The organism is Microbacterium sp. LWH10-1.2 (assembly GCF_038397765.1).
GTDB lineage: Bacteria > Actinomycetota > Actinomycetes > Actinomycetales > Microbacteriaceae > Microbacterium > Microbacterium natoriense.
Window position 1 is genome coordinate 2,216,185 of the sequence record NZ_CP151638.1, and the last position, 18,072, is coordinate 2,234,256.

Consider the following 18,072-nt stretch of genomic DNA (forward strand, 5'->3'; position numbering starts at 1 on the left):
GGAGCCTCAGAGGAGGACGACGGATGGCAGTGACCGAGGCTGAGCGCCGCGCGATGGGTCGCGCGCTCGAACTCGCAGCGCAGGGGCCGCGGGGCGTGAACCCGCAGGTGGGCGCCGTCATCCTCTCCCCCGACGGCGACGTCCTCGCCGAGGGCTGGCACCACGGCGCCGGCACCCCGCACGCGGAGGTCGATGCGCTCTCGAAGCTCACGCCGGGCGCCGCCCGCGGAGCGACGGCCGTGGTCACCCTCGAGCCGTGCAATCACACCGGCCGCACCGGCCCGTGCGCCCTCGCCCTGATCGACGCCGGCGTCGCCCGTGTGGTGTACGCCCTCGACGACCCCGGCGCGGTCTCGGGCGGAGGCGCGGAGCGGCTACGCAACGCCGGCGTCCACGTCGAGTCCGGCGAGCAGGCGGATGCCGCGCACGCCCTGATCGACGGCTGGCTCACCGTGCAGCGTCTCGGGCGACCGCACATCACCGTGAAGTGGGCGCAGAGCCTCGACGGACGCGCCGCAGCGGACGACGGCTCCAGCCAGTGGATCACGGGGCCCGCGGCACGCGCCGACGTGCATCGACGGCGCGCGGCCGCCGACGCCATCGTCGTCGGCACCGGCACCGTGCTCGCCGACGACCCCGCGCTCACCGCCCGTGACGGCGATGCCCTGTATCCGCACCAGCCTGTCCCCGTCGTGATCGGCTCGAGGCCGACCCCTGACGACGCCGCGGTGCGCAGGCATCCGCACTCCCCCGTCTTCTACGACACCCGAGACCTGCGGGCCGTCGTCGCCGATCTGCACGCACGCGGAGTCCAGAGCGTGTTCATCGAGGGCGGCCCGACGCTCGCCAGCGCCTTCATCGCCGCGGGTCTCGCGGATCGCGTGCTCGCCTACGTCGCGCCCGTGCTGCTCGGCGGCCGGCGCCTCGCCCTCACCGACATCGGCGTGCCGTCGATCGACTCGGCCGTGCGCCTCGACATCGACGAGTGGCGGCCGCTCGGACCCGACCTGCTCGCGATCGCACACCCCGCGACCGCGACCGACGCTCACGACGAAGGAGCTGCCTGATGTTCACCGGAATCATCGAGGAGATCGGCGAGATCACCGCCATCGCGCCAGCAGGCGACGGCTGGCGGCTCACGGTGCGCGCACCGAAGGCCGCAGCGGATGCCGTGCACGGCGAGTCGATCGCGGTGTCCGGCGTCTGCCTGACCGTGGTGGGCTCGACCGCCGACACCTTCGACACCGACGTGATGAAGCAGACCCTCGACGTGGCTGCCATCGGCGGCGCGACCGTGGGCACCCGCGTCAACATCGAGAAGGCGATGCCCGTTGGCGCCCGCCTCGGCGGCCACATCGTGCAGGGCCACGTCGACGGCACGGGAGCCGTGCTCCAGGTGCGCCCCGGCGCGCAGTGGAGCGTGCTGCGGATCAGCCTCCCCGCCGACCTCGCCCCGCTGGTCGTGGACAAGGGCTCCATCTCGGTCGACGGCACGTCTCTGACGGTGAGCGCCGTGAGCGCCCCGTCCGAGGCCGACGCGTGGTTCGAGGTCTCCCTCATCCCGGAGACCCTCGCCGCCACCACGCTGGGCGCGCGCTCTGTCGGCGACCGCGTCAACCTCGAGACCGACGTCCTCGCCCGACACGTCGAACGTCTGCTCGCCTTCCGCGAGCTCGGCGTCGCACAGGAAGGAGGCTCGCGATGAGCCTGTCCACCATCCCCGAAGCGCTCGACGCGCTCCGCGCCGGCCGGCCGGTGCTGGTCGCCGACGACGAGAACCGCGAGAACGAGGGCGACGTCATCCTCTCCGCCGAACTCGCGACACCCGAGTGGGTCGCCTGGACCGTGCGCTGGTCGTCGGGGTTCATCTGCGCGCCCATGCCCACCGATCTCGCCGACAGCCTGAACCTGCAGCCCATGGTCGCCACCAGCGAGGACGCGCGCTCGACCGCGTACACGGTCAGCGTGGATGCCGCGTCCGGCGTCACCACCGGCATCAGCGCGCACGACCGCGCGCACACCCTGAACGTGCTGGCGAACCCCTCGTCGACCGCGGGCGATCTGATCCGCCCCGGCCACGTGCTGCCGCTCCGCGCGGTCGACGGCGGCGTGCGCGAACGCAGCGGCCACACCGAGGCGGCCGTCGAGCTCATGAAGCTGGCGGGGCTGCGTCCGGTCGGCGCGATCGCCGAGGTCGTCGCCGAAGACGGCAGCATGATGCGGATGCCCGGCCTCCTCGAGCTCGGCGAGCGCGACGGCGTCCCCGTCATCACGATCGAGCAGCTGATCGCGCACCTCAACGAGATCGACCCCGACGGCGCCGTCGCCTCCCCCGGCAGGAGGGTGAGCCTGAGGGCCGATGCGACGGTTCCGACCTCGCACGGCACATTCCGCTTCCTCGCGTACAAGGACAGGGTCAGCGGCACCGACCACATCGCCGTCGTCTCGGGAGAGCCCACCGAGACCGCGCTGGTGCGCGTGCACTCCGAGTGCCTCACCGGCGAGGCGTTCGGCTCGCTGAAGTGCGAGTGCGGGCCTCAGCTGGACGCGGCGCTCGACGCGATCGAGCAGGAGGGCGGCATCGTCATCTACATGCGCGGTCACGAGGGACGGGGCATCGGGCTCATCAACAAGCTCCGGGCGTACAGCCTGCAGGAGGAGGGGCTCGACACGGTCGACGCGAACCTCGCCCTCGGCCTCCCCGCCGACGCCCGCGAATACGCGGCGGCGGCGGGCATCCTCGCCGATCTCGGCGTGTCGAAGGTGCGCCTGCTGACGAACAACACGGACAAGGTCAAGCAGCTGCGCGAGCTCGGGCTCGACGTCGTGGAGCAGGTGCCGCTGATCGTCGGCGTCGGGCCGAACAACCACCAGTACCTCGAGACCAAGCGTGACCGGATGGGTCACATCATCGGAGAGGCGGAGCTCGCAGAGGCTCTCGCCGACGGAAAGGACGACGAATGAGCGGCGCAGGCGCACCCCAGGCCGGGAGCATCGACGGGCGGGGACTCGACGTCGTCATCATCGCCGGCACCTGGCACGACACCATCACGAACGGCCTGATCGCCGGAGCGGAGCGCATCCTGAACGAGGCGCAGGCGACGCATCGCCTGGTGCGCGTGCCCGGTTCGTTCGAGCTCGCGGTGGCCGCGCAGGCGGCGTTCGCCGGCGGAGCGGATGCGGTGGTCGCGCTCGGCGTGATCATCCGCGGCGGCACCCCGCACTTCGAGTACGTCTCGGCGGCCACGACCGACGGCCTCACCCGGGTGTCGCTCGACGCGGGCAAGCCGGTCGGCTTCGGCGTGCTGACCCTCGACGACGAGCAGCAGGGTCTCGACCGTGCCGGCCTCGAGGGCTCCACGGAGGACAAGGGCGCAGAGGCCGCGGATGCCGCGCTGCGCACCGCGCTCCTCATCAGGGAGCTGCGGGGCTGACGGGCGACGGGTCGCGCGATCGGACCGAGCGCGCGACCTCGTCGCACAACGGACGACCCGCGGAATCGCGCTCGAAGGCGTGAGCACTGAGGGTCGCCTATCTGGCACGGAATACCGGTTTCGGCGTACGGTGAGCGCATGGAGATCCTGCGCCACATCGTCCTGTTCGTCCACCTCATCGGATTCGCCGTGCTCTTCGGCTCCTGGGCTGTGCAGGCGTTCGGCGGCACGCGCGAGTTCACGCGGCTGATGAGCGTCGGGATGACGATCGCCGCGGTCGCCGGTCTCGCACTCGCCGCGCCGTGGGGCCTGCCGGAGGGCGCCGAGATGAACTACGTGAAGATCGGCACCAAGCTGGTCATCCTGCTGATCATCGGAGCCCTGCTCGGCATCGGCACGGCCCGCCAGAAGCGCGGCGACGCCATCGCCCCCGCCGTGTTCTGGCTCGTCGGCATCCTGACCGCCGTCAACGCCGGCATCGCGGCCATCTGGCGCTGAGCCCCGACGGCGCGACCCGCGCCGTCCGGCGGGGACGGGTTCAGTCCTCGTCGGCGAACAGCATCCGCACCCGCGGCAGCACGCGCGCGTAGGTCGCGCGGACCTCGGCGTAGGCCTCGGCCAGCACCGGGTCCACCTCCACGCGCGCTCCGACACGCACCATCGATGCGACGGCGGACCCCCAGTCCGGGTGGATGCCGGCCCCTACCGCCGCGCAGATCGCCGCGCCCATCCCTGCCGCATCGCGGACCAGAGGAGTGCGGACCGGCACACCGTACACGGCAGCGAGAATCTGCAGCATCAGCTCCGATCCGCTGCCACCGCCCGTGACGACGAGGGTCCCGCGCGGGCGCCCGAGCGCGACGCGCGCACGGGCGTCGCCGGTCTCGGTCTCGATCGCGAGAGCCTCGAGGATCGCGCGGTAGACGTGGAACCGCCCCTGCGTGCCATCGAAACCCACGAGCGCGCCGCGACGCCACGGCTCGTCGGCCGGCGCGAGCCAGTCGAGCGCGGCGACGAGTCCTCCAGCGCCAGCCGGCACGAGCTCGGCGCCCGAGTTGAGCTCGTCCTCGGAGACCTCCGCGCCCAGCGGCGACACGAGATCGCGGAACCAGCTCACCGTCCACATGCCGCGACGGACCCCTCCGCTCTCGTACAGGTACCTGCCCGGCTCCGATGCGAAGTTCGTCCACACGTCGGGGTGCGCATCGATCGGCTGCGGGCCGGGGGTCATGGTCGCGACATAGGTGCCGAGCGAGAGAAGGGCATCGCCCTCGTCGCGGAGTCCCGCGCCCAGCGCTTCGACGGCCTTGTCGTTCGAGGTCGCGAACACCGGGAGCCCCTCGGGCAGCCCGGTGGTCGCCGCGACCTCGGCCGTCAGCGTGCCCAGCTGCTCACCCGGCGCGACGAGATCGAACAGCATCCCGGGTTCCATGCCGCACCGGGCATATTCCGCTGGATCGTCGCTCCAGGCCCAGTGCCGCGTGTCGATCGGCCACATGCCCTGGTAATTGCCTGCCGCATCCCGCCGCTCTCCCGTGAGGCGATGGCCGAGGTAGCCGGACGAGGTCGTGACGTATACCGAGTCGTCCGTCTCCCGCTCGTAGGCGCGAGGAAGCCGCTCATCCATCCAGCTCATGATCGGCTGGGCGAGCGAGCCATCGGCCCTGAGCACGGCGCGACAGAAGCGGATCGTGCAGAGTCCGACCCCGCGGATCTCCGCGGGGTCACCGTCGAAGTCGTCCAGGGCCGCGCGCACCGCGACGACGATCGAGTCCCACAGATCATCGTCCGGGTGCTCCCATCGGCCCGGCGCCGGGGTGGAGTACGGTCGCAGCGCGACCCGCGCGCTCGCGTGCACGCTCCCTGAGCCGTCGACGATCAGGACCTTGGTGCTCTGCGATCCGTTGTCGATCGCGAGCACGAAGCCCTCCGCCGTCTCGCTCACTCCGCCGTCGCCGTCTCCGCCTGCTCCAGCGGGTAGATGGTCCCCCGGTTCATGATGCCGTGCGGGTCGAGGCCGTCCTTGAGCACGCGGAGCAGCGAGTACGCGCTGCCGTGCTCTTCCAGCGTCCACGGCGTACGGTACTTGCCGATGCCGTGGTGGTGCACCATGGAGCCGCCGAGGCGCAGCGCCTCCTCCACCACGATCGCGTTGAGCGGCTCGTGGTACTCCGTGATCTCCTCGCGCGGCTCGCACGCGATGTCGTAGTCGTACACGAAGTAGAGGTTGGTCCCGGTCTGGTAACTGTGCGAGGAATGGGCGCCGAGCATCGTCAGATCGGCGGCTCGCGGGAACTCCGTGCGAGCCCTGTGCATGACCGACTCGAAGAGATCCTGCACACCCGACCAGTCGATCGAGACCTCGGTCGTGTAGCCCAGGTGCGACTTCTCGAGCATCTCGCGCTTCTCGGCGTCGATCTTGTCCTGACCCCAGTTGAGGTTGTCGAACCAGGTCTCGATCAGCGCGGGGTCGACCTTCTCGTGCGGGATGCGCGCGAAGATCTCCTCGACTCCGGCCTCGGTGGCCTCCGCGATGCCCTTCGGTCCCTCGGCCACGACCACGACCACGGCCTTGCCGCCGGCGAAGTGCGAGAAGTGCTGCGCGGCGTCCTCCTCGGAGTACGCGCGCGCGACCGACGGGTGATAGCCGGCGACGATGATGTCGCGGAGCCCCGAGACGCCGGCGGGGAGCGAGTCGACCAGGTAGCCGAGGAAGCGGTTGTTCTCCGGCTGGTAGCGGAACACCTTGACGGTGACCTCGGTGATGACCGCGAGCGCGCCCTCATTGCCGATCAGGATGTGCCGGATGTCGGGACCGGCCGCTCTGCGGGGCACGTTCTTGATCCGCACGATCTCGCCGCCGGGCAGCACGGCCTCCAGCCCGACCACCATGTCCTCGATGCCGCCGTACAGGGTCGAGAACTGGCCGATCGAACGCGTCGCCACCAGCCCGCCCATCTGCGCGAGCGGCTTGGACTGCGGCGAGTGGCCCGTGGTGAGACCCTGCGCGCGCAGCGTGTCCTCCAGCAGCTGGAGCGGCACGCCGCACTGCGCCGTGACCATCATGTCGATCGGGTCGATCTCGAGGATCGCGTCCATGCGCGACCCGTCCAGGACGATCGAGTCGTCCGCGATCGTCTCCAGACCTCCTTCGGTCGCGGTGCGTCCCGTGCGGGGCACGACGTTGATGACGTTCTCGTCCGCGAAGGCGAGGATGGCCGAGACGTCGGAGGTCGAACGGGCGTAGACGATCGCCGCGGGGATCGGACCGTCGAAGATGCCGTGCACGGAGGTGTACTTCTTGAAGCGGTCGACGCTCGCCTCGCGCAGTGCGGTGGCGTCGGTGTCGACCTGATCGGCGCCGAGAAGCGCACGCAGACCGGAGACGATCTCCTCTCGGGAGAGGGCGGATCGGGAAGCGACCATGGGGATGTGTCCTGTTCGTTCGAGTGTCGTGTGTCGAGGTGCCGCGGTCAGCGCACCAGATAGCCGCCGTCGACGGTCAGCACGTGCCCGTTGACGAAGTCGGAAGCGGGACTGGCGAGGAACACCGTCGCTCCCATGAGGTCGGCGACGTCTCCCCACCTCCCCGCCGGGGTGTGGTCGACGATGCGCCGATTCGACTCGGGATCTGAGCGGGACTCCTCCGTGATGCGGGTGTTGAAATAGCCGGGCGCGATCGCGTTCACCTGGATGCCGTGACCGCCCAGCTCGTCGGCGTAGGCCCGCGTGAGTCCGGCGATGCCGTGCTTGGTCGCGGCATAGGCCGGTGAGCCCAGTCCGCCCAGGAATGAGAACAGCGAGGCGATGTTGATGATCTTGCCCGAGCCCTGCGGGATCATGCGCTTCGCGGCTTCGTGCGACATCTCGAATGCGGCAGTGAGGTTCACGGCGACCATGGGGTCCCACAGGTCGCGTCCGAACTCCGTGACCTCGGCGATCCGGCTGATGCCGGCCGAGTTCACGAGGATGTCGAGACCGCCGAACGCCGCCGCGCACGCCGCCACCGCGCGCGCGGGCGCACCGGTCTCGGTGATGTCGATCCGCAGTTCCTCGTAGCGGACGCCTGCCGCGGCCATGAGACCTGCGGTCTCGCCTCCGTCGTCGAACAGCGTGGGCGCGAAGACGTCGGCTCCGGCCTTCGCGAGAGCCAGGGCGAATGCCTGGCCGAGACCGGTGTTGCCACCCGTGACGATCGCGCTCCTCCCCCGCAGGGAGAAGTGATCGAGGGAGAAATCGGTGATGTGCACAGTGGTTCCTTCAGGAGATGCAGGTTCAGGCGAAGGGGTCGGAGATGCCGATGTAGGTCGTCTCGAGGTACTCGTCGATGCCCTCGAACCCGCCCTCCCGGCCGATGCCCGATTGCTTCACGCCGCCGAAGGGCGCAGCCGGGTTCGAGACGAGGCCGGTGTTCAGGCCGAACATCCCGGTCTCGAGGCGCTCGGCGAGACGCAGCGCCCGGTTCAGGTCGCGCGTGTATGCGAAGCACACCAGCCCGTACTCGCTGGCGTTCGCGAGGCGTACGGCCTCGTCCTCGTCGCTGAACGTGGTGATCGGGGCGACAGGGCCGAAGATCTCCTCACGGAGGATGCGGGCATCCTGCGGCACGTCCACGAGCACGGTGGCGGGGTAGAAGTAGCCGCGGCCCTGTGGGATCGCGCCGCCGAGCGCGACGCGTGCGCCGTCTTCGACCGCGCCCGCCACCAGCTCGGCGACCTTCTCGCGCGTGGACGAGTCGACGAGCGGTCCGAGCGTCGACTCCGGCTCGGTGCCGCGCGCGTTCACGTAGCCCGCCATGCGGTCGACCAGCTTGGCGGTGAACTCCTCGGCGATGCTCTCGTGCACCAGGAAGCGGTTCGCCGCGACGCACGCCTCCCCGCCGTTGCGGAGCTTCGCGAGCAGCGCTCCCTCGACCGCGGCATCCACGTCGGCGTCCTCGAACACCAGGAAGGGCGCGTTGCCCCCGAGTTCCATGGACACCCGCAGCACCTGGTGCGCGGCATCCGCGATGAGCCGACGGCCGACCTCGGTCGACCCCGTGAACGACAGCTTGCGCAGCCGCGGGTCGGTGATGAGCGGCCCGGTGACGGCACCGGCGCGGGAGGTGGGGATGACGTTGACGACGCCGTCCGGCACGCCGGCCTCGCGCAGCACCTCCGCGAACAGCAGGGCGGTGAGCGGGGTGAGCGCTGCCGGCTTGAGCACCGAGGTGCAGCCCGCCGCGAGCGCGGGTGCGATCTTGCGCGTGGCCATGGCGAGCGGGAAGTTCCACGGCGTGATCAGGAGGCTCGGGCCCACCGGCCGCTTGGCCACCAGCAGGCGGTTGCGTCCATCGGGGGCTGTGGCGTAACGACCGGAGATGCGCGGCGCCTCCTCGGAGAACCACCTCAGGAATTCGGCGCCGTAGCCGACCTCGGCGCGCGACTCGGCGAGCGGCTTGCCCATCTCGAGCGTCATCACGAGCGCGATGTCGTCCGCGCGCGCCGTCACGAGCTCGAACGCCCTGCGCAGGATCTCGCCCCGCTCCCTGGGCGCGGTCGCCGCCCACGAGGCCTGCGCGGCCGCAGCCGCGTCGAGCGCGGCCATGCCGTCTTCGGGAGTCGCATCCGCGACCTCGGCGAGCAGGTCGCCGGTCGCCGGGTCGTACACGGGGAATGTCGCACCGGATGCCGATGCCCGCCACTCTCCGCCGATCAGCAGTCCGGTGGGGACGGAGGCGATGACCTCGGTCTCGCGCGCGGCGGTCATGCGTGCACCTCGCGGCGCAGGTCGCGGCCCAGCAGTTCCTCGTACAGCTTGACCGGGGTCATCTCGCCCGCGCGGTCGCCGTAGCTCGCACGGGCCCGGCGGAAGATCTGCTCCACGAGCGACGACAGCTCCACCGGCATCCCGACCGAGCGGGCCAGATCGACCGACAGGCCGAGGTCCTTGCAGGCCAGCGCGATCGCGAAGCCCTCGTCGTAGTCGCCATGGTCGAGGATCGAGAGCACGTCGCGCGTGACGAACGTGCTGTTCGCGGGGCTCGCGACGAGCGCATCGCGGAGCACACCGAGGTCGACGCCGGCGGCGACGCCGACCGAGAGCACCTCGGCGGTCGCGACCAGGTGCGAGAACCAGAGCTGGTTGATCATGAGCTTCACGGCGTAGCCGGCGCCGGGGCCGCCGACGTGGAGGATCCGCTCGGGGTCGCCCATCGCCTCGAACACGGGGCGCAGGCGTTCGATATCCTCCGCTTCTCCGCCCACGAAGATCTGCAGCATCCCGTCGGCCGCACCGACGGACATGCCGCTCACGGGGGCGTCGAGGAGGTGCAGTCCCCTCCCCTCCTCCGCAGCACGCACACCGGCCTGCACCTCGGGCACCGAGGTCGACATGTCGATCCAGGTGCCTCCGTCGGGGAGCCCTGCCACGAGGCCGTCAGCCCCGCCGGCGACATCCGCGACGATCTTCGGCGTCGGCAGCATCGTGATCACGAGATCGCTCGATGCCGCGACCTCACGGGGCGTGTCGGCCCAGCGTGCACCGCCCGCCACGAGCTCGTCGGCGGATTCCCGCCGGACGTCTGTGACGACGAGTGGGAAACCGGCGGCCTGGAGGTTCCTGGTCATGCCGGAGCCCATGTTGCCGAGTCCGATGAACCCGACGGTGGGCCGGGTCTCGTCGAGCGGAGAGGTGGGGGAACTCATCGGTCGTGCGTGTCCTTCGGTGCGGGAGTCGGAGTGTAGAAGGGGTTGGACGGTGCGTGCCTCGCGGCGAGCACCTCGTCGAGGTCGGGGAGGGAGGCCGCGCCGTTCGCGAGCGCGATGCGCGTGGCCTCCCGGTTGTTGCGGTACACGGCGTCGGCGTCGTCGGCTGCGGGGTTGACCCACACCGCGGCGATCAGCGCGTGGGTGTCGGCGTGCTCCCGCGGGATCGCACCGTCGGCGACGGCATCCGCGACTCCTGCGGCGACGCCGGCCTGCGCCGGTCCCCAGATCAGGAGCCCGTGCTCATCGCCGGCCGGGGCGGCCTTGGTCACGAACAGCGTCAAGGGCTTAACGGGGAGCGACGGCCGGAGCACCGCGACGAAGGGGACGTGACCCTGGCTGGGGCCGGCGAGGGCTGTCGCCCACGCCGTCCCTGCCGGACCCTCTCGGTGACCGAGCACCGTGTTGATGTGCGCCGCGTTCACGCCGTCTCCGACGAAGCTCTCGCCGATCTGGAGGGCCGAGGTCATCAGATGAGTCCCTGCTCCTCGAGCCAGTCGATCGCGACGTCCTCAGGGTCGTCGCCGTCGACGTCGACCTTGGCGTTGAGCGTCTGCATGACCTCGGTGGTCAGCAGCGGGCTCAGCTCGGCCATCACGTCGGCGATCTCGGGGTACTTCTTCAGCGTGCTCTCCTTGAGCGTGAAGCCGCCTTGGTAGCTGGGGAAGAACTCCTTGTCGTCCTGCATCACCACGAGGTCGAGAGCCGGGATGCGGCCATCGGTCTGGAACACCTCGCCGAAGTTGCAGTCGTCGCCCTTCTGAGCCGCGGTGTAGATCACGCCGGTGTCGAGCATCGTGACGTTGGAGTCGGGGGCGTCGAAGCCGTAGGCGGCCTTGAGTCCTGGCCAGCCGTCGTCACGGGTCGAGAACTCGCTCTCGATGCAGAAGGTCTGGTCTGCGCTCGGGAGCCCTGCGACGTCGCTGAGCGTCTTCACGCCGAGCTTCTTCGCCTCGCTGGCGCGGATGGCGAAGGCGTAGGTGTTGTTGAACGGGGCGGGGTCGAGCCACGCGATGCCGTTCTCGGCGTCGGCCTTCTTGACCGCGTCGAACTGGGCTTCGGCGCCCTGCACCGGCGCGGTGTTGCCGTTGTAGGTGATCCAGGAGGTGCCGGTGTACTCCCAGTACCCGAGGAACTGGTCGTTCTCGAGGGCCTGCCGCACGTTCGCGGAACCGACGAGCTTGGTGTTGGCTTCGACGTCGGCGCCGTGCGCGTTGAGCAGCTCGGCGGTCATGTAGGCGAGGATGTACTGCTCGGAGAAGTCCTTCGAGCCGATCTCGCCGGTGAGACCCTTCAGCTCGTCGCCCTTGGCGCCGGAGCCGCCGGCGGTTCCGGATGCGCATCCGGTCAGGAGGAGTGCGCCGGCGGCGAGTGCCGCCAACGACGCGGTGGCGATGGTTCGTGATGTCATGTCGAGTTTCCTTTCGGGAGGGAATACGGATGCTGGGGATGTTCAGAGGCCCTTGGGGCGAACGATGTCCTCCACGACGCCTGCCGCCCAGTCGATGAGCACGGCGATCGCGGCGACGAGAATCGCTCCGACGACGAGAACGGGGTAGCGCTGCAGCTTGAGGCCGTTGATGATCATGTCGCCCAGGCCCCCGGCGTTGATGAAGGTCGCGACGGTCGCCACGCCGACCGCGAAGACGAGAGCCGTCCGCAAGCCCGCGAGGATGACCGGAGAGGCGAGCGGGAGCTCCACGCGGCGAAGCACCTGCCCCGTCGTCATCCCCATGCCGCGTGCCGCCTCCCGGATGCTCGGATCGACCTGGGCGAGACCCGCGATCGTGTTCTGCAGCACAGGAAGGAAGGAGTAGACGACGAGCGCGACGAGAGCCGTCGCGAACCCGGTCTGCCACACGATCGCCAACAGGATCACGACGCCGATCGCGGGAGTCGCCTGCCCGACGTTGGCGATGCCGACGACGATGCCGCGGAACACCCGGGAGCGCGAGCGGCTGACGGCGATCCCCGCGGGGATGGCCAGGACGGCGACCAGGATCGATGCGGTGATCGAGAGCACCAGGTGCTCACCGATGCGGGCCATGATGTAGCCGCCGTTGAGCGTGCGCTTCTCGATCGAGTCCAGGTCCAGCCCAGCCACCCAGAGGTAGGTGAGGCACAGCACGGCTGCGACGACGATCAGCGGCATCGATCGTCGCAGCAGCACGGGCATGCCGCGACGCGGAGCGCTCTGCGTCTGGAGCATCGCCGTCGCCGAGGGGACGACCTGAGGGGTCGTCATCGTCATGCCTCCCCGACGCGGCGCGAGGGCACCTCGACCCCGAGCGCGGCGGAGATCGCCGACTGGTCGATGGAGCCGACGACGCGGCCGTCGCGGGTCACGTTGACGCGGGGCGCGCCGCTCAGCACGAGGGTGTCCAGTGCTTCGCGGAGGGACGACCCCTCATCGACCGTCGAGTGCGGGGCCGCGTCGTCCGCTGCGCCGATCCTCGCGTCGGCGACGGGGATCAGGGCGAGGCGCTTGAGCGCCGCCCCCTCGCCGATGAAGGAGCGCACATAGTCGTTGGCGGGTTCGGCGAGGATGCGCGCGGGGGTGTCGAACTGCTCGATGCGGCTGCGCTCGCTGAGAACCGCGATGCGGTCGCCCATCCGGATCGCCTCTTCGAAGTCGTGGGTGACGAAGATGATCGTCTTGCCGATGTCGGCCTGCAGCCGGAGGAACTCGGCCTGCAGCTTCTCGCGAGTGATGGGGTCGGTCGCGCCGAAGGGCTCGTCCATGAGCATGACCGGCGGATCGGCGGCCAGTGCCCGTGCGACGCCGACGCGCTGCTGCTGACCGCCGGAGAGCTGACGAGGGTAGCGGTCGGCGAAGACGCCGGGATCGAGCTGCACCGTGCGGAGGAGCTCGTCGACCCGCTCCGCGATCCGCGCCTTCGACCAGCCGAGGAGCTTGGGGACGATCGCGATGTTCTCAGCGATCGTGAAGTGCGGGAAGAGGCCGATCTGCTGGATGACATAGCCGATGTGGCGGCGGAGCTCGTTGCCGTCGAGGGAGAGGACGTCGTCGCCGTTGATGCGGATCGCCCCCGACGTCGGCTCGATGATGCGATTGATCATCTTCATCGTCGTGGTCTTGCCGCAGCCGCTGGGGCCGACGAACATGATCAGCTCGCCTGGCTCGACGCGCATCGAGAAGTCCTCGACGGCCGGCGACTGCTGCCCTGGGTACTGCTTGGTGATGTGATCGAGGACGATGTCGACCCCGCCCTGCTGGGCCGCGAGAGAGGAGAGAACGCCGGTGTTCGTGGTGATGTCAGGCACGGAGACCCCTTGAGGTGGTGAGACGGGCGACGAGCGCGAGGATGCCGTCGAGGACGAGCGCGAGGATGATCACCGCGACGGTGCCGGTGAGCGCGTAGTTCAGCGCGTTCTTCGAGCCGAGCGAGCTGAGGCCTTTGAAGATGTACTCGCCCAGGCCGGGCCCCGCGACGTAGGCCGCGATGGCGGCGATGCCGACCGTGAGCTGAGCGGCGACGCGCACACCGGTCATGATGATCGGCCAGGCGATCGGGAGCTGCACGGTGAGCAGCACCCGCACCGGGCCGAGCCCCATCCCCCGTGCTGATTCGAGCACGGACACCGGCACCTCGCGGAGTCCGACGACCGTGTTGCGCACGACGGGGAGGAGCGAGTAGAAGACGAGCGCGACGACGGTCGGCAGCCAGCCGAGGCCGAGAACCGGGCTGAGCAGGGCGAGGAGGGCGAGCGACGGGATGGTGATCGCGACGGCTGCCGCCGTGAGCACGGTGGTGCGGGCGATGCGGCTGTCTCGGATGACGATGCCGAGCGCGATCCCGATCGCCGACGCGAGCACGAGGGAGATGAGGACCACGACGAGGTGGTCGCGCGTCAGATCGAGGATGTCGTCTGCGCGGCGGGTGAGGAAGGCCATGAGGTCTTCCCAGTTGAATCCGGTCAAGAGGGCTCCTGTCTCGTCGTTGAGGCCGGTACCGGGATGACTCTCACCGTAGCGCGAGTATCCATTTGGTCAAAGGGTGTTGTGACTATGGCAACGCTCTGCATAGGATGAAGGCGTGACCTCCCCCGCCTCTCCCCCCGCTCCCCGACGGAACTCGTCAGGCCTCGGCCGCGACATCGAGATCCTCGAACTGCTCGGAACCGATGAAGCACTCAGAGCCGGAGGGCTCGGAGTGTCGCAGGTCGCCCAGCTCACCGGGCGCGACAAGGCCGTCGTGTCACGCACCCTGGCCACACTCGCCGAGAGCGGCCTGGTCGAGCGCGACGAGGACTCGCTGCGCTACCTGCTCGGGCCCCGCCTGTACGCCCTCGCCGCCCACACGGCGACGACGACGCTCGTGCATGCGTCGCGCGGGATCCTCCGCCGGCTCGTGCAGTCGACGAGGGAGACGAGCCACCTCTGCGTGCTCCGGGGCGGCAACGTGCTCACGCTGCTCAGCGAGCTCAGCCCCCATGACGTGCGGACCACGGGATGGGCCGGCACCACGACCGCCGCCTGGCGGACGCCGTCGGGCCGGGCACTCCTCAGCGATTGGGACGAGGTCTCGCTGGCGCGCTGGTACGAAGACCACGGGCAGGATCAGCCACTGGTCGGGAGATTCGATCAGGCCGACCCCTCGGTGTTCCCGGTCCTCGACGCGCCGCCTCCGGGGAACTCCCCCGTCGCAGACTTCGCAAGCCTCCTCGCCGAGCTGGAGCGCATCCGCGAACGCGGCTTTGCGCTGTCCGATGAAGAGCTGGAGTTCGGCGTCGTCGCGGCCTCGGCCCCGATCACGGATTTCACCGGCAGGGTCGTCGCGGCCGTCAACGTCAGCGCCCCGAAGGCGCGCATCGGCACCCGCCTCGAAGCCCTCGGCGTGTTCGTGTCGCGCACGGCACGAGAGCTCTCGGCGCGGCTCGGCGCAGCCGCCTAGCGCCTCCGCGGGGGCGCCGTGCTGCCCCGAACCACGAGCTCGGTGCCGACGAGCGGAGTGTGCCGTCGCTCCCCGCTGTCGAGCTCCGCGAGGAGGGCGTCGACGGCGAGTGCCCCGACGCGCTCCGGATGCTGCTGCACGGTCGTCAGAGGAGGCCACAGCTGCGCGGCGTCCGGCAGCCCGTCGAACCCGACGATGCTGACGTCGCCCGGCACGTCGCGGCCGATCTCGCGGAAAGCCCGCAGCACGCCGATCGCCATCTGGTCGTTCGCCGCGAAGACCGCGGTGACTCCGTCGACCTCTCGAAGGCGGAGACCCGCCGCGTAGCCGGACTGCGCGCTCCAGTCGCCGACCAGGGCGCCGGGGACGTGGAGTCCGCGCGATTCGAGGGTCGCCTGCCAGGCCTCCCGACGGCGCTCTGCGGAGTAGGACCTCTCCGGCCCCGCGACATGCCAGACCGTGTCGTGCCCGAGATCGAGGAGATGCTCGGTGGCCAGGCGTGCGCCCTGAGCCTGATCGGTGTCGACGAAGGGATGCTCGACCGTGCGGTTCGAGTCGACGAACACGACGGGCAGCGCATCGGGGATCTCCACGTCGGCCTCGTCGAGCTGGTGGGCCTCGATGACGATGATGATGCCGTCGACGGCGTGCTCCTCCAGGCGACGGAAGGCGCCGGCGACGGTGTCGCGCGCGCTGGACTCGACCGGGATGAGGGTGAGCGCGTATCCGAGCTGGGCGGCGCGCACCGCGATCGCGTCGAGCGTGCGCTGGTTGCCGTACGAGCTGAACGAGAACATCACGACGCCGATGGTGCGGAATCTGCCCGACCGCAGGGCGCGCGCTGCGCTGTTCGGCCGATATCCGAGGCGCTGCATCGCCGCCTCCACGCGCTCTCTGGTCGCCGCGCCGACGTAGCCGCGCGCGTTGACGACGCGCGAGACGGTCTGACCGGACACTCCGGCCTCGCGTGCGACATCCTCCATGGAAGGTTCACGGCGCCGATGCGGCGACTCTGCCGTTTCTGCTGAGGACACGATCACCTCCATTCATGTGTTGACGTTGACACACTAACAGTCCATCGCATATGTTGACGTTGACACATGGCGCACCCGACGCCCGAATCAGAGAAGGTCTCGTCGATGACGACAGAAATCACCGCGGCACGAGGTGCGCTGAGCATCCCCCGCCGCGAGAAGCGCAATTGGAACGGCTGGGCGTTCGTCGGACCCTTCATGGTCGTCTTCGCCCTGGTGTTTCTCACGCCGCTCGCCTACGCGCTCTACCTGAGCTTCTTCCAGGAGAAGCTCATCGGCGGCACGGCCTTCGTCGGCCTGGACAACTACGTGCGAGCGCTCACCGACCCGCAGTTCTGGGAGGCGTTCGGCCGCGTCCTGCTGTTCCTCGTGGTGCAGGTCCCGATCATGCTCGCGCTGGCGCTCGGCGCGGCGCTCGCCCTCGACAGCGCGCGACTGCGGGGAGCATCCTTCTTCCGCATCCTGATCTTCCTGCCCTACGCCGTGCCCGCCGTCGTCGCCGTCCTCATGTGGGGCTACATCTACGGCGACCAGTTCGGCCTCGCCGGCAACGTCAACGACCTCCTCGGATTCGATGCGCTCACGCCGTTCGCGAAGGAGTGGATGCTGGCCTCGATCGGCAACATCGTGACCTGGGAGTTCGTGGGCTACAACATGCTGATCTTCTACTCCTCGCTGAAGACCATCCCCACCGACATGTACGAGGCCGCCTCCCTCGACGGGGCCGGCGCCTGGCGCACGATCTTCTCCATCAAGATCCCGTCCGTGCGCGGGGCGGTCGTCATCGCGACGATCTTCTCGATCATCGGCAGCTTCCAGCTCTTCAACGAGCCCAACATCCTGCGGCCGCTCGCGCCGAACGTGATCACCACGTACTACACGCCCAACATGTACGCGTACAACCTGTCCTTCGCCGGGCAGCAGTTCAACTACGCGGCGACGATCGCCATCATCATGGGCGTCATCACCGCCGTCATCGCCTACGTCGTGCAACTGCGCGGCTCGAAGTCGGAGGTGCGCTGACATGGCTCTCCCCCTCGCCCGCCCGCGGACCCGTCGGAACGACCCCCTGAACCCGCGCAAGTCCAACACGCTCCTCATCGTGATGATCGTGTACGGCCTGTACACGATCGTCCCCCTGGTCTGGCTGCTCTTCAGCTCCACCAAGACCCAGTCGGGCCTCTTCAGCTCCTTCGGGCTGTGGTTCGCCGACGACTTCGCCTTCTTCGACAACCTCGCGGCGACCTTCACGTACCGCGACGGCATCTTCCTGCGCTGGCTCGGCAACACGCTGCTGTACGTCGTGGTGGGGGCGGGCGGCGCGACGCTGCTCGCGACGATGGCGGGATACGGTCTCGCCAAGTACCGCTTCCCCGGCCGCCGTGCCGTGTTCGCCGTCGTGCTCGGCGCGGTCGCCGTTCCCGGCACGGCCCTCGCGGTGCCGACCTTCCTGCTGTTCAGCGAGCTCGGGCTCACGAACACGCCGTGGGCCGTGATCATCCCCTCCCTGATCAGCCCGTTCGGCCTCTACCTCATCTGGGTCTTCGCCTCGGAGTCGGTGCCGACCGAACTGCTGGAGGCGGCGCGCATCGACGGCGCCGGGGAGTTCCGCACCTTCTTCACGATCTCGCTGCGCCTGCTGGCGCCCGGCATCGTGACGGTGGCGCTGTTCACGGTCGTCGCGACCTGGAACAACTACTTCCTGCCCCTGATCATGCTCTCCGACCCCGCCTGGTATCCGCTCACCGTCGGCCTCAACCAGTGGAGCTCCCAGGCGATCGGCGCGGGCTCGCAGCCCATCTACAACCTCGTGATCATGGGCTCCCTGCTCACGATCGTCCCGATCGTCATCGCCTTCCTGCTGCTGCAGCGTTTCTGGCAGTCAGGTCTCACCGCGGGAAGCGTCAAGCAGTAGCCTCCCGTCCCCCTCCCTGCAACACCC

Annotated in this window: 19 protein-coding genes; 8 read left to right on the forward strand and 11 right to left on the reverse strand. The window is 69.6% G+C overall.

The window, feature by feature from the left end:
• Positions 1-23: 23 nt before the first annotated feature.
• The 5 genes from ribD (at position 24) to MRBLWH10_RS10645 (ending at position 3,932) form a co-directional block, all read left to right on the forward strand.
• The gene (gene ribD / locus MRBLWH10_RS10625; RefSeq protein WP_341939830.1) at positions 24-1,067 is read left to right on the forward strand and encodes a bifunctional diaminohydroxyphosphoribosylaminopyrimidine deaminase/5-amino-6-(5-phosphoribosylamino)uracil reductase RibD; all 1,044 of its coding nucleotides are present in this window, start codon (positions 24-26) and stop codon (positions 1,065-1,067) included.
• Positions 1,067-1,705 carry a riboflavin synthase gene (locus MRBLWH10_RS10630; protein WP_341939831.1) on the forward strand — a complete coding sequence of 213 codons (639 nt, stop codon included), beginning with the start codon at positions 1,067-1,069 and terminating at the stop codon, positions 1,703-1,705. Before ribD ends, MRBLWH10_RS10630 begins: the two co-directional genes overlap by 1 nt.
• Positions 1,702-2,964 carry a GTP cyclohydrolase II gene (gene ribA, locus MRBLWH10_RS10635; RefSeq protein WP_341939832.1) on the forward strand — a complete coding sequence of 421 codons (1,263 nt, stop codon included), beginning with the start codon at positions 1,702-1,704 and terminating at the stop codon, positions 2,962-2,964. The genes MRBLWH10_RS10630 and ribA overlap by 4 nt, the downstream gene beginning before the upstream one ends.
• Positions 2,961-3,434 carry a 6,7-dimethyl-8-ribityllumazine synthase gene (ribH, locus tag MRBLWH10_RS10640; protein ID WP_341939833.1) on the forward strand — a complete coding sequence of 158 codons (474 nt, stop codon included), beginning with the start codon at positions 2,961-2,963 and terminating at the stop codon, positions 3,432-3,434. The genes ribA and ribH overlap by 4 nt, the downstream gene beginning before the upstream one ends.
• Positions 3,435-3,572: 138 nt before the next feature.
• Positions 3,573-3,932 (forward strand): Fe-S protein, encoded by a 360-nt coding sequence (locus MRBLWH10_RS10645; protein WP_341939834.1) that lies wholly within the window; start codon positions 3,573-3,575, stop codon positions 3,930-3,932.
• A gap of 40 nt (positions 3,933-3,972) precedes the next feature.
• Here MRBLWH10_RS10645 and MRBLWH10_RS10650 read toward each other — a convergent pair whose 3' ends face one another.
• The 10 genes from MRBLWH10_RS10650 to MRBLWH10_RS10695 are packed head-to-tail and all read right to left on the reverse strand — an operon-like array spanning position 3,973 to position 14,123.
• Entirely contained in the window at positions 3,973-5,379 is a 1,407-nt protein-coding gene (locus MRBLWH10_RS10650; RefSeq protein WP_341939835.1) for an FGGY-family carbohydrate kinase, read from the reverse strand.
• The gene (locus tag MRBLWH10_RS10655) at positions 5,376-6,860 is read right to left on the reverse strand and encodes an FAD-binding oxidoreductase (RefSeq protein ID WP_341939836.1); all 1,485 of its coding nucleotides are present in this window, start codon (positions 6,858-6,860) and stop codon (positions 5,376-5,378) included. The genes MRBLWH10_RS10650 and MRBLWH10_RS10655 overlap by 4 nt, the downstream gene beginning before the upstream one ends.
• Positions 6,861-6,907: 47 nt before the next feature.
• A complete protein-coding gene (locus MRBLWH10_RS10660) occupies positions 6,908-7,684 on the reverse strand; it encodes an SDR family oxidoreductase (protein ID WP_341939837.1) in 777 nt (258 codons plus the stop codon).
• Positions 7,685-7,709: 25 nt separating this feature from the next.
• A complete protein-coding gene (locus MRBLWH10_RS10665) occupies positions 7,710-9,182 on the reverse strand; it encodes an NAD-dependent succinate-semialdehyde dehydrogenase (protein ID WP_341939838.1) in 1,473 nt (490 codons plus the stop codon).
• Entirely contained in the window at positions 9,179-10,120 is a 942-nt protein-coding gene (locus MRBLWH10_RS10670; protein WP_341939839.1) for an NAD(P)-dependent oxidoreductase, read from the reverse strand. The genes MRBLWH10_RS10665 and MRBLWH10_RS10670 overlap by 4 nt, the downstream gene beginning before the upstream one ends.
• Positions 10,117-10,650: a formaldehyde-activating enzyme gene (fae, locus tag MRBLWH10_RS10675; RefSeq protein ID WP_341939840.1), complete on the reverse strand. Its 534-nt coding sequence runs from the start codon at positions 10,648-10,650 to the stop codon at positions 10,117-10,119. The genes MRBLWH10_RS10670 and fae overlap by 4 nt, the downstream gene beginning before the upstream one ends.
• Entirely contained in the window at positions 10,650-11,591 is a 942-nt protein-coding gene (locus MRBLWH10_RS10680; protein ID WP_341939841.1) for a glycine betaine ABC transporter substrate-binding protein, read from the reverse strand. The genes fae and MRBLWH10_RS10680 overlap by 1 nt, the downstream gene beginning before the upstream one ends.
• A gap of 42 nt (positions 11,592-11,633) precedes the next feature.
• Positions 11,634-12,431 (reverse strand): ABC transporter permease, encoded by a 798-nt coding sequence (locus tag MRBLWH10_RS10685; RefSeq protein ID WP_341939842.1) that lies wholly within the window; start codon positions 12,429-12,431, stop codon positions 11,634-11,636.
• Positions 12,428-13,456, reverse strand: coding sequence for an ABC transporter ATP-binding protein (locus MRBLWH10_RS10690; protein ID WP_341942589.1), 1,029 nt, complete (start codon positions 13,454-13,456; stop codon positions 12,428-12,430). The genes MRBLWH10_RS10685 and MRBLWH10_RS10690 overlap by 4 nt, the downstream gene beginning before the upstream one ends.
• Before the next feature lies 1 nt (position 13,457).
• Complete coding sequence (locus tag MRBLWH10_RS10695; RefSeq protein WP_341939843.1) at positions 13,458-14,123, reverse strand: ABC transporter permease; 666 nt, start codon at positions 14,121-14,123, stop codon at positions 13,458-13,460.
• 115 nt (positions 14,124-14,238) lie between these two features.
• On the opposite strand from MRBLWH10_RS10695, the gene MRBLWH10_RS10700 reads away from it, so the two are divergent.
• Positions 14,239-15,096: an IclR family transcriptional regulator gene (locus tag MRBLWH10_RS10700; RefSeq protein WP_341939844.1), complete on the forward strand. Its 858-nt coding sequence runs from the start codon at positions 14,239-14,241 to the stop codon at positions 15,094-15,096.
• On the opposite strand, the gene MRBLWH10_RS10705 is transcribed toward MRBLWH10_RS10700, so the two are convergent.
• Entirely contained in the window at positions 15,093-16,079 is a 987-nt protein-coding gene (locus tag MRBLWH10_RS10705) for a LacI family DNA-binding transcriptional regulator (RefSeq protein WP_341939845.1), read from the reverse strand. The two genes, MRBLWH10_RS10700 and MRBLWH10_RS10705, sit on opposite strands and share 4 nt — an antisense overlap.
• 156 nt (positions 16,080-16,235) lie before the next feature.
• On the opposite strand from MRBLWH10_RS10705, the gene MRBLWH10_RS10710 reads away from it, so the two are divergent.
• Positions 16,236-17,153, forward strand: a complete 918-nt coding sequence (locus MRBLWH10_RS10710; RefSeq protein WP_105676186.1) for a sugar ABC transporter permease — start codon at positions 16,236-16,238, stop codon at positions 17,151-17,153.
• Between the two features lies 1 nt (position 17,154).
• The gene (locus MRBLWH10_RS10715) at positions 17,155-18,045 is read left to right on the forward strand and encodes a carbohydrate ABC transporter permease (protein ID WP_341939846.1); all 891 of its coding nucleotides are present in this window, start codon (positions 17,155-17,157) and stop codon (positions 18,043-18,045) included.
• Positions 18,046-18,072 lie beyond the last annotated feature (27 nt).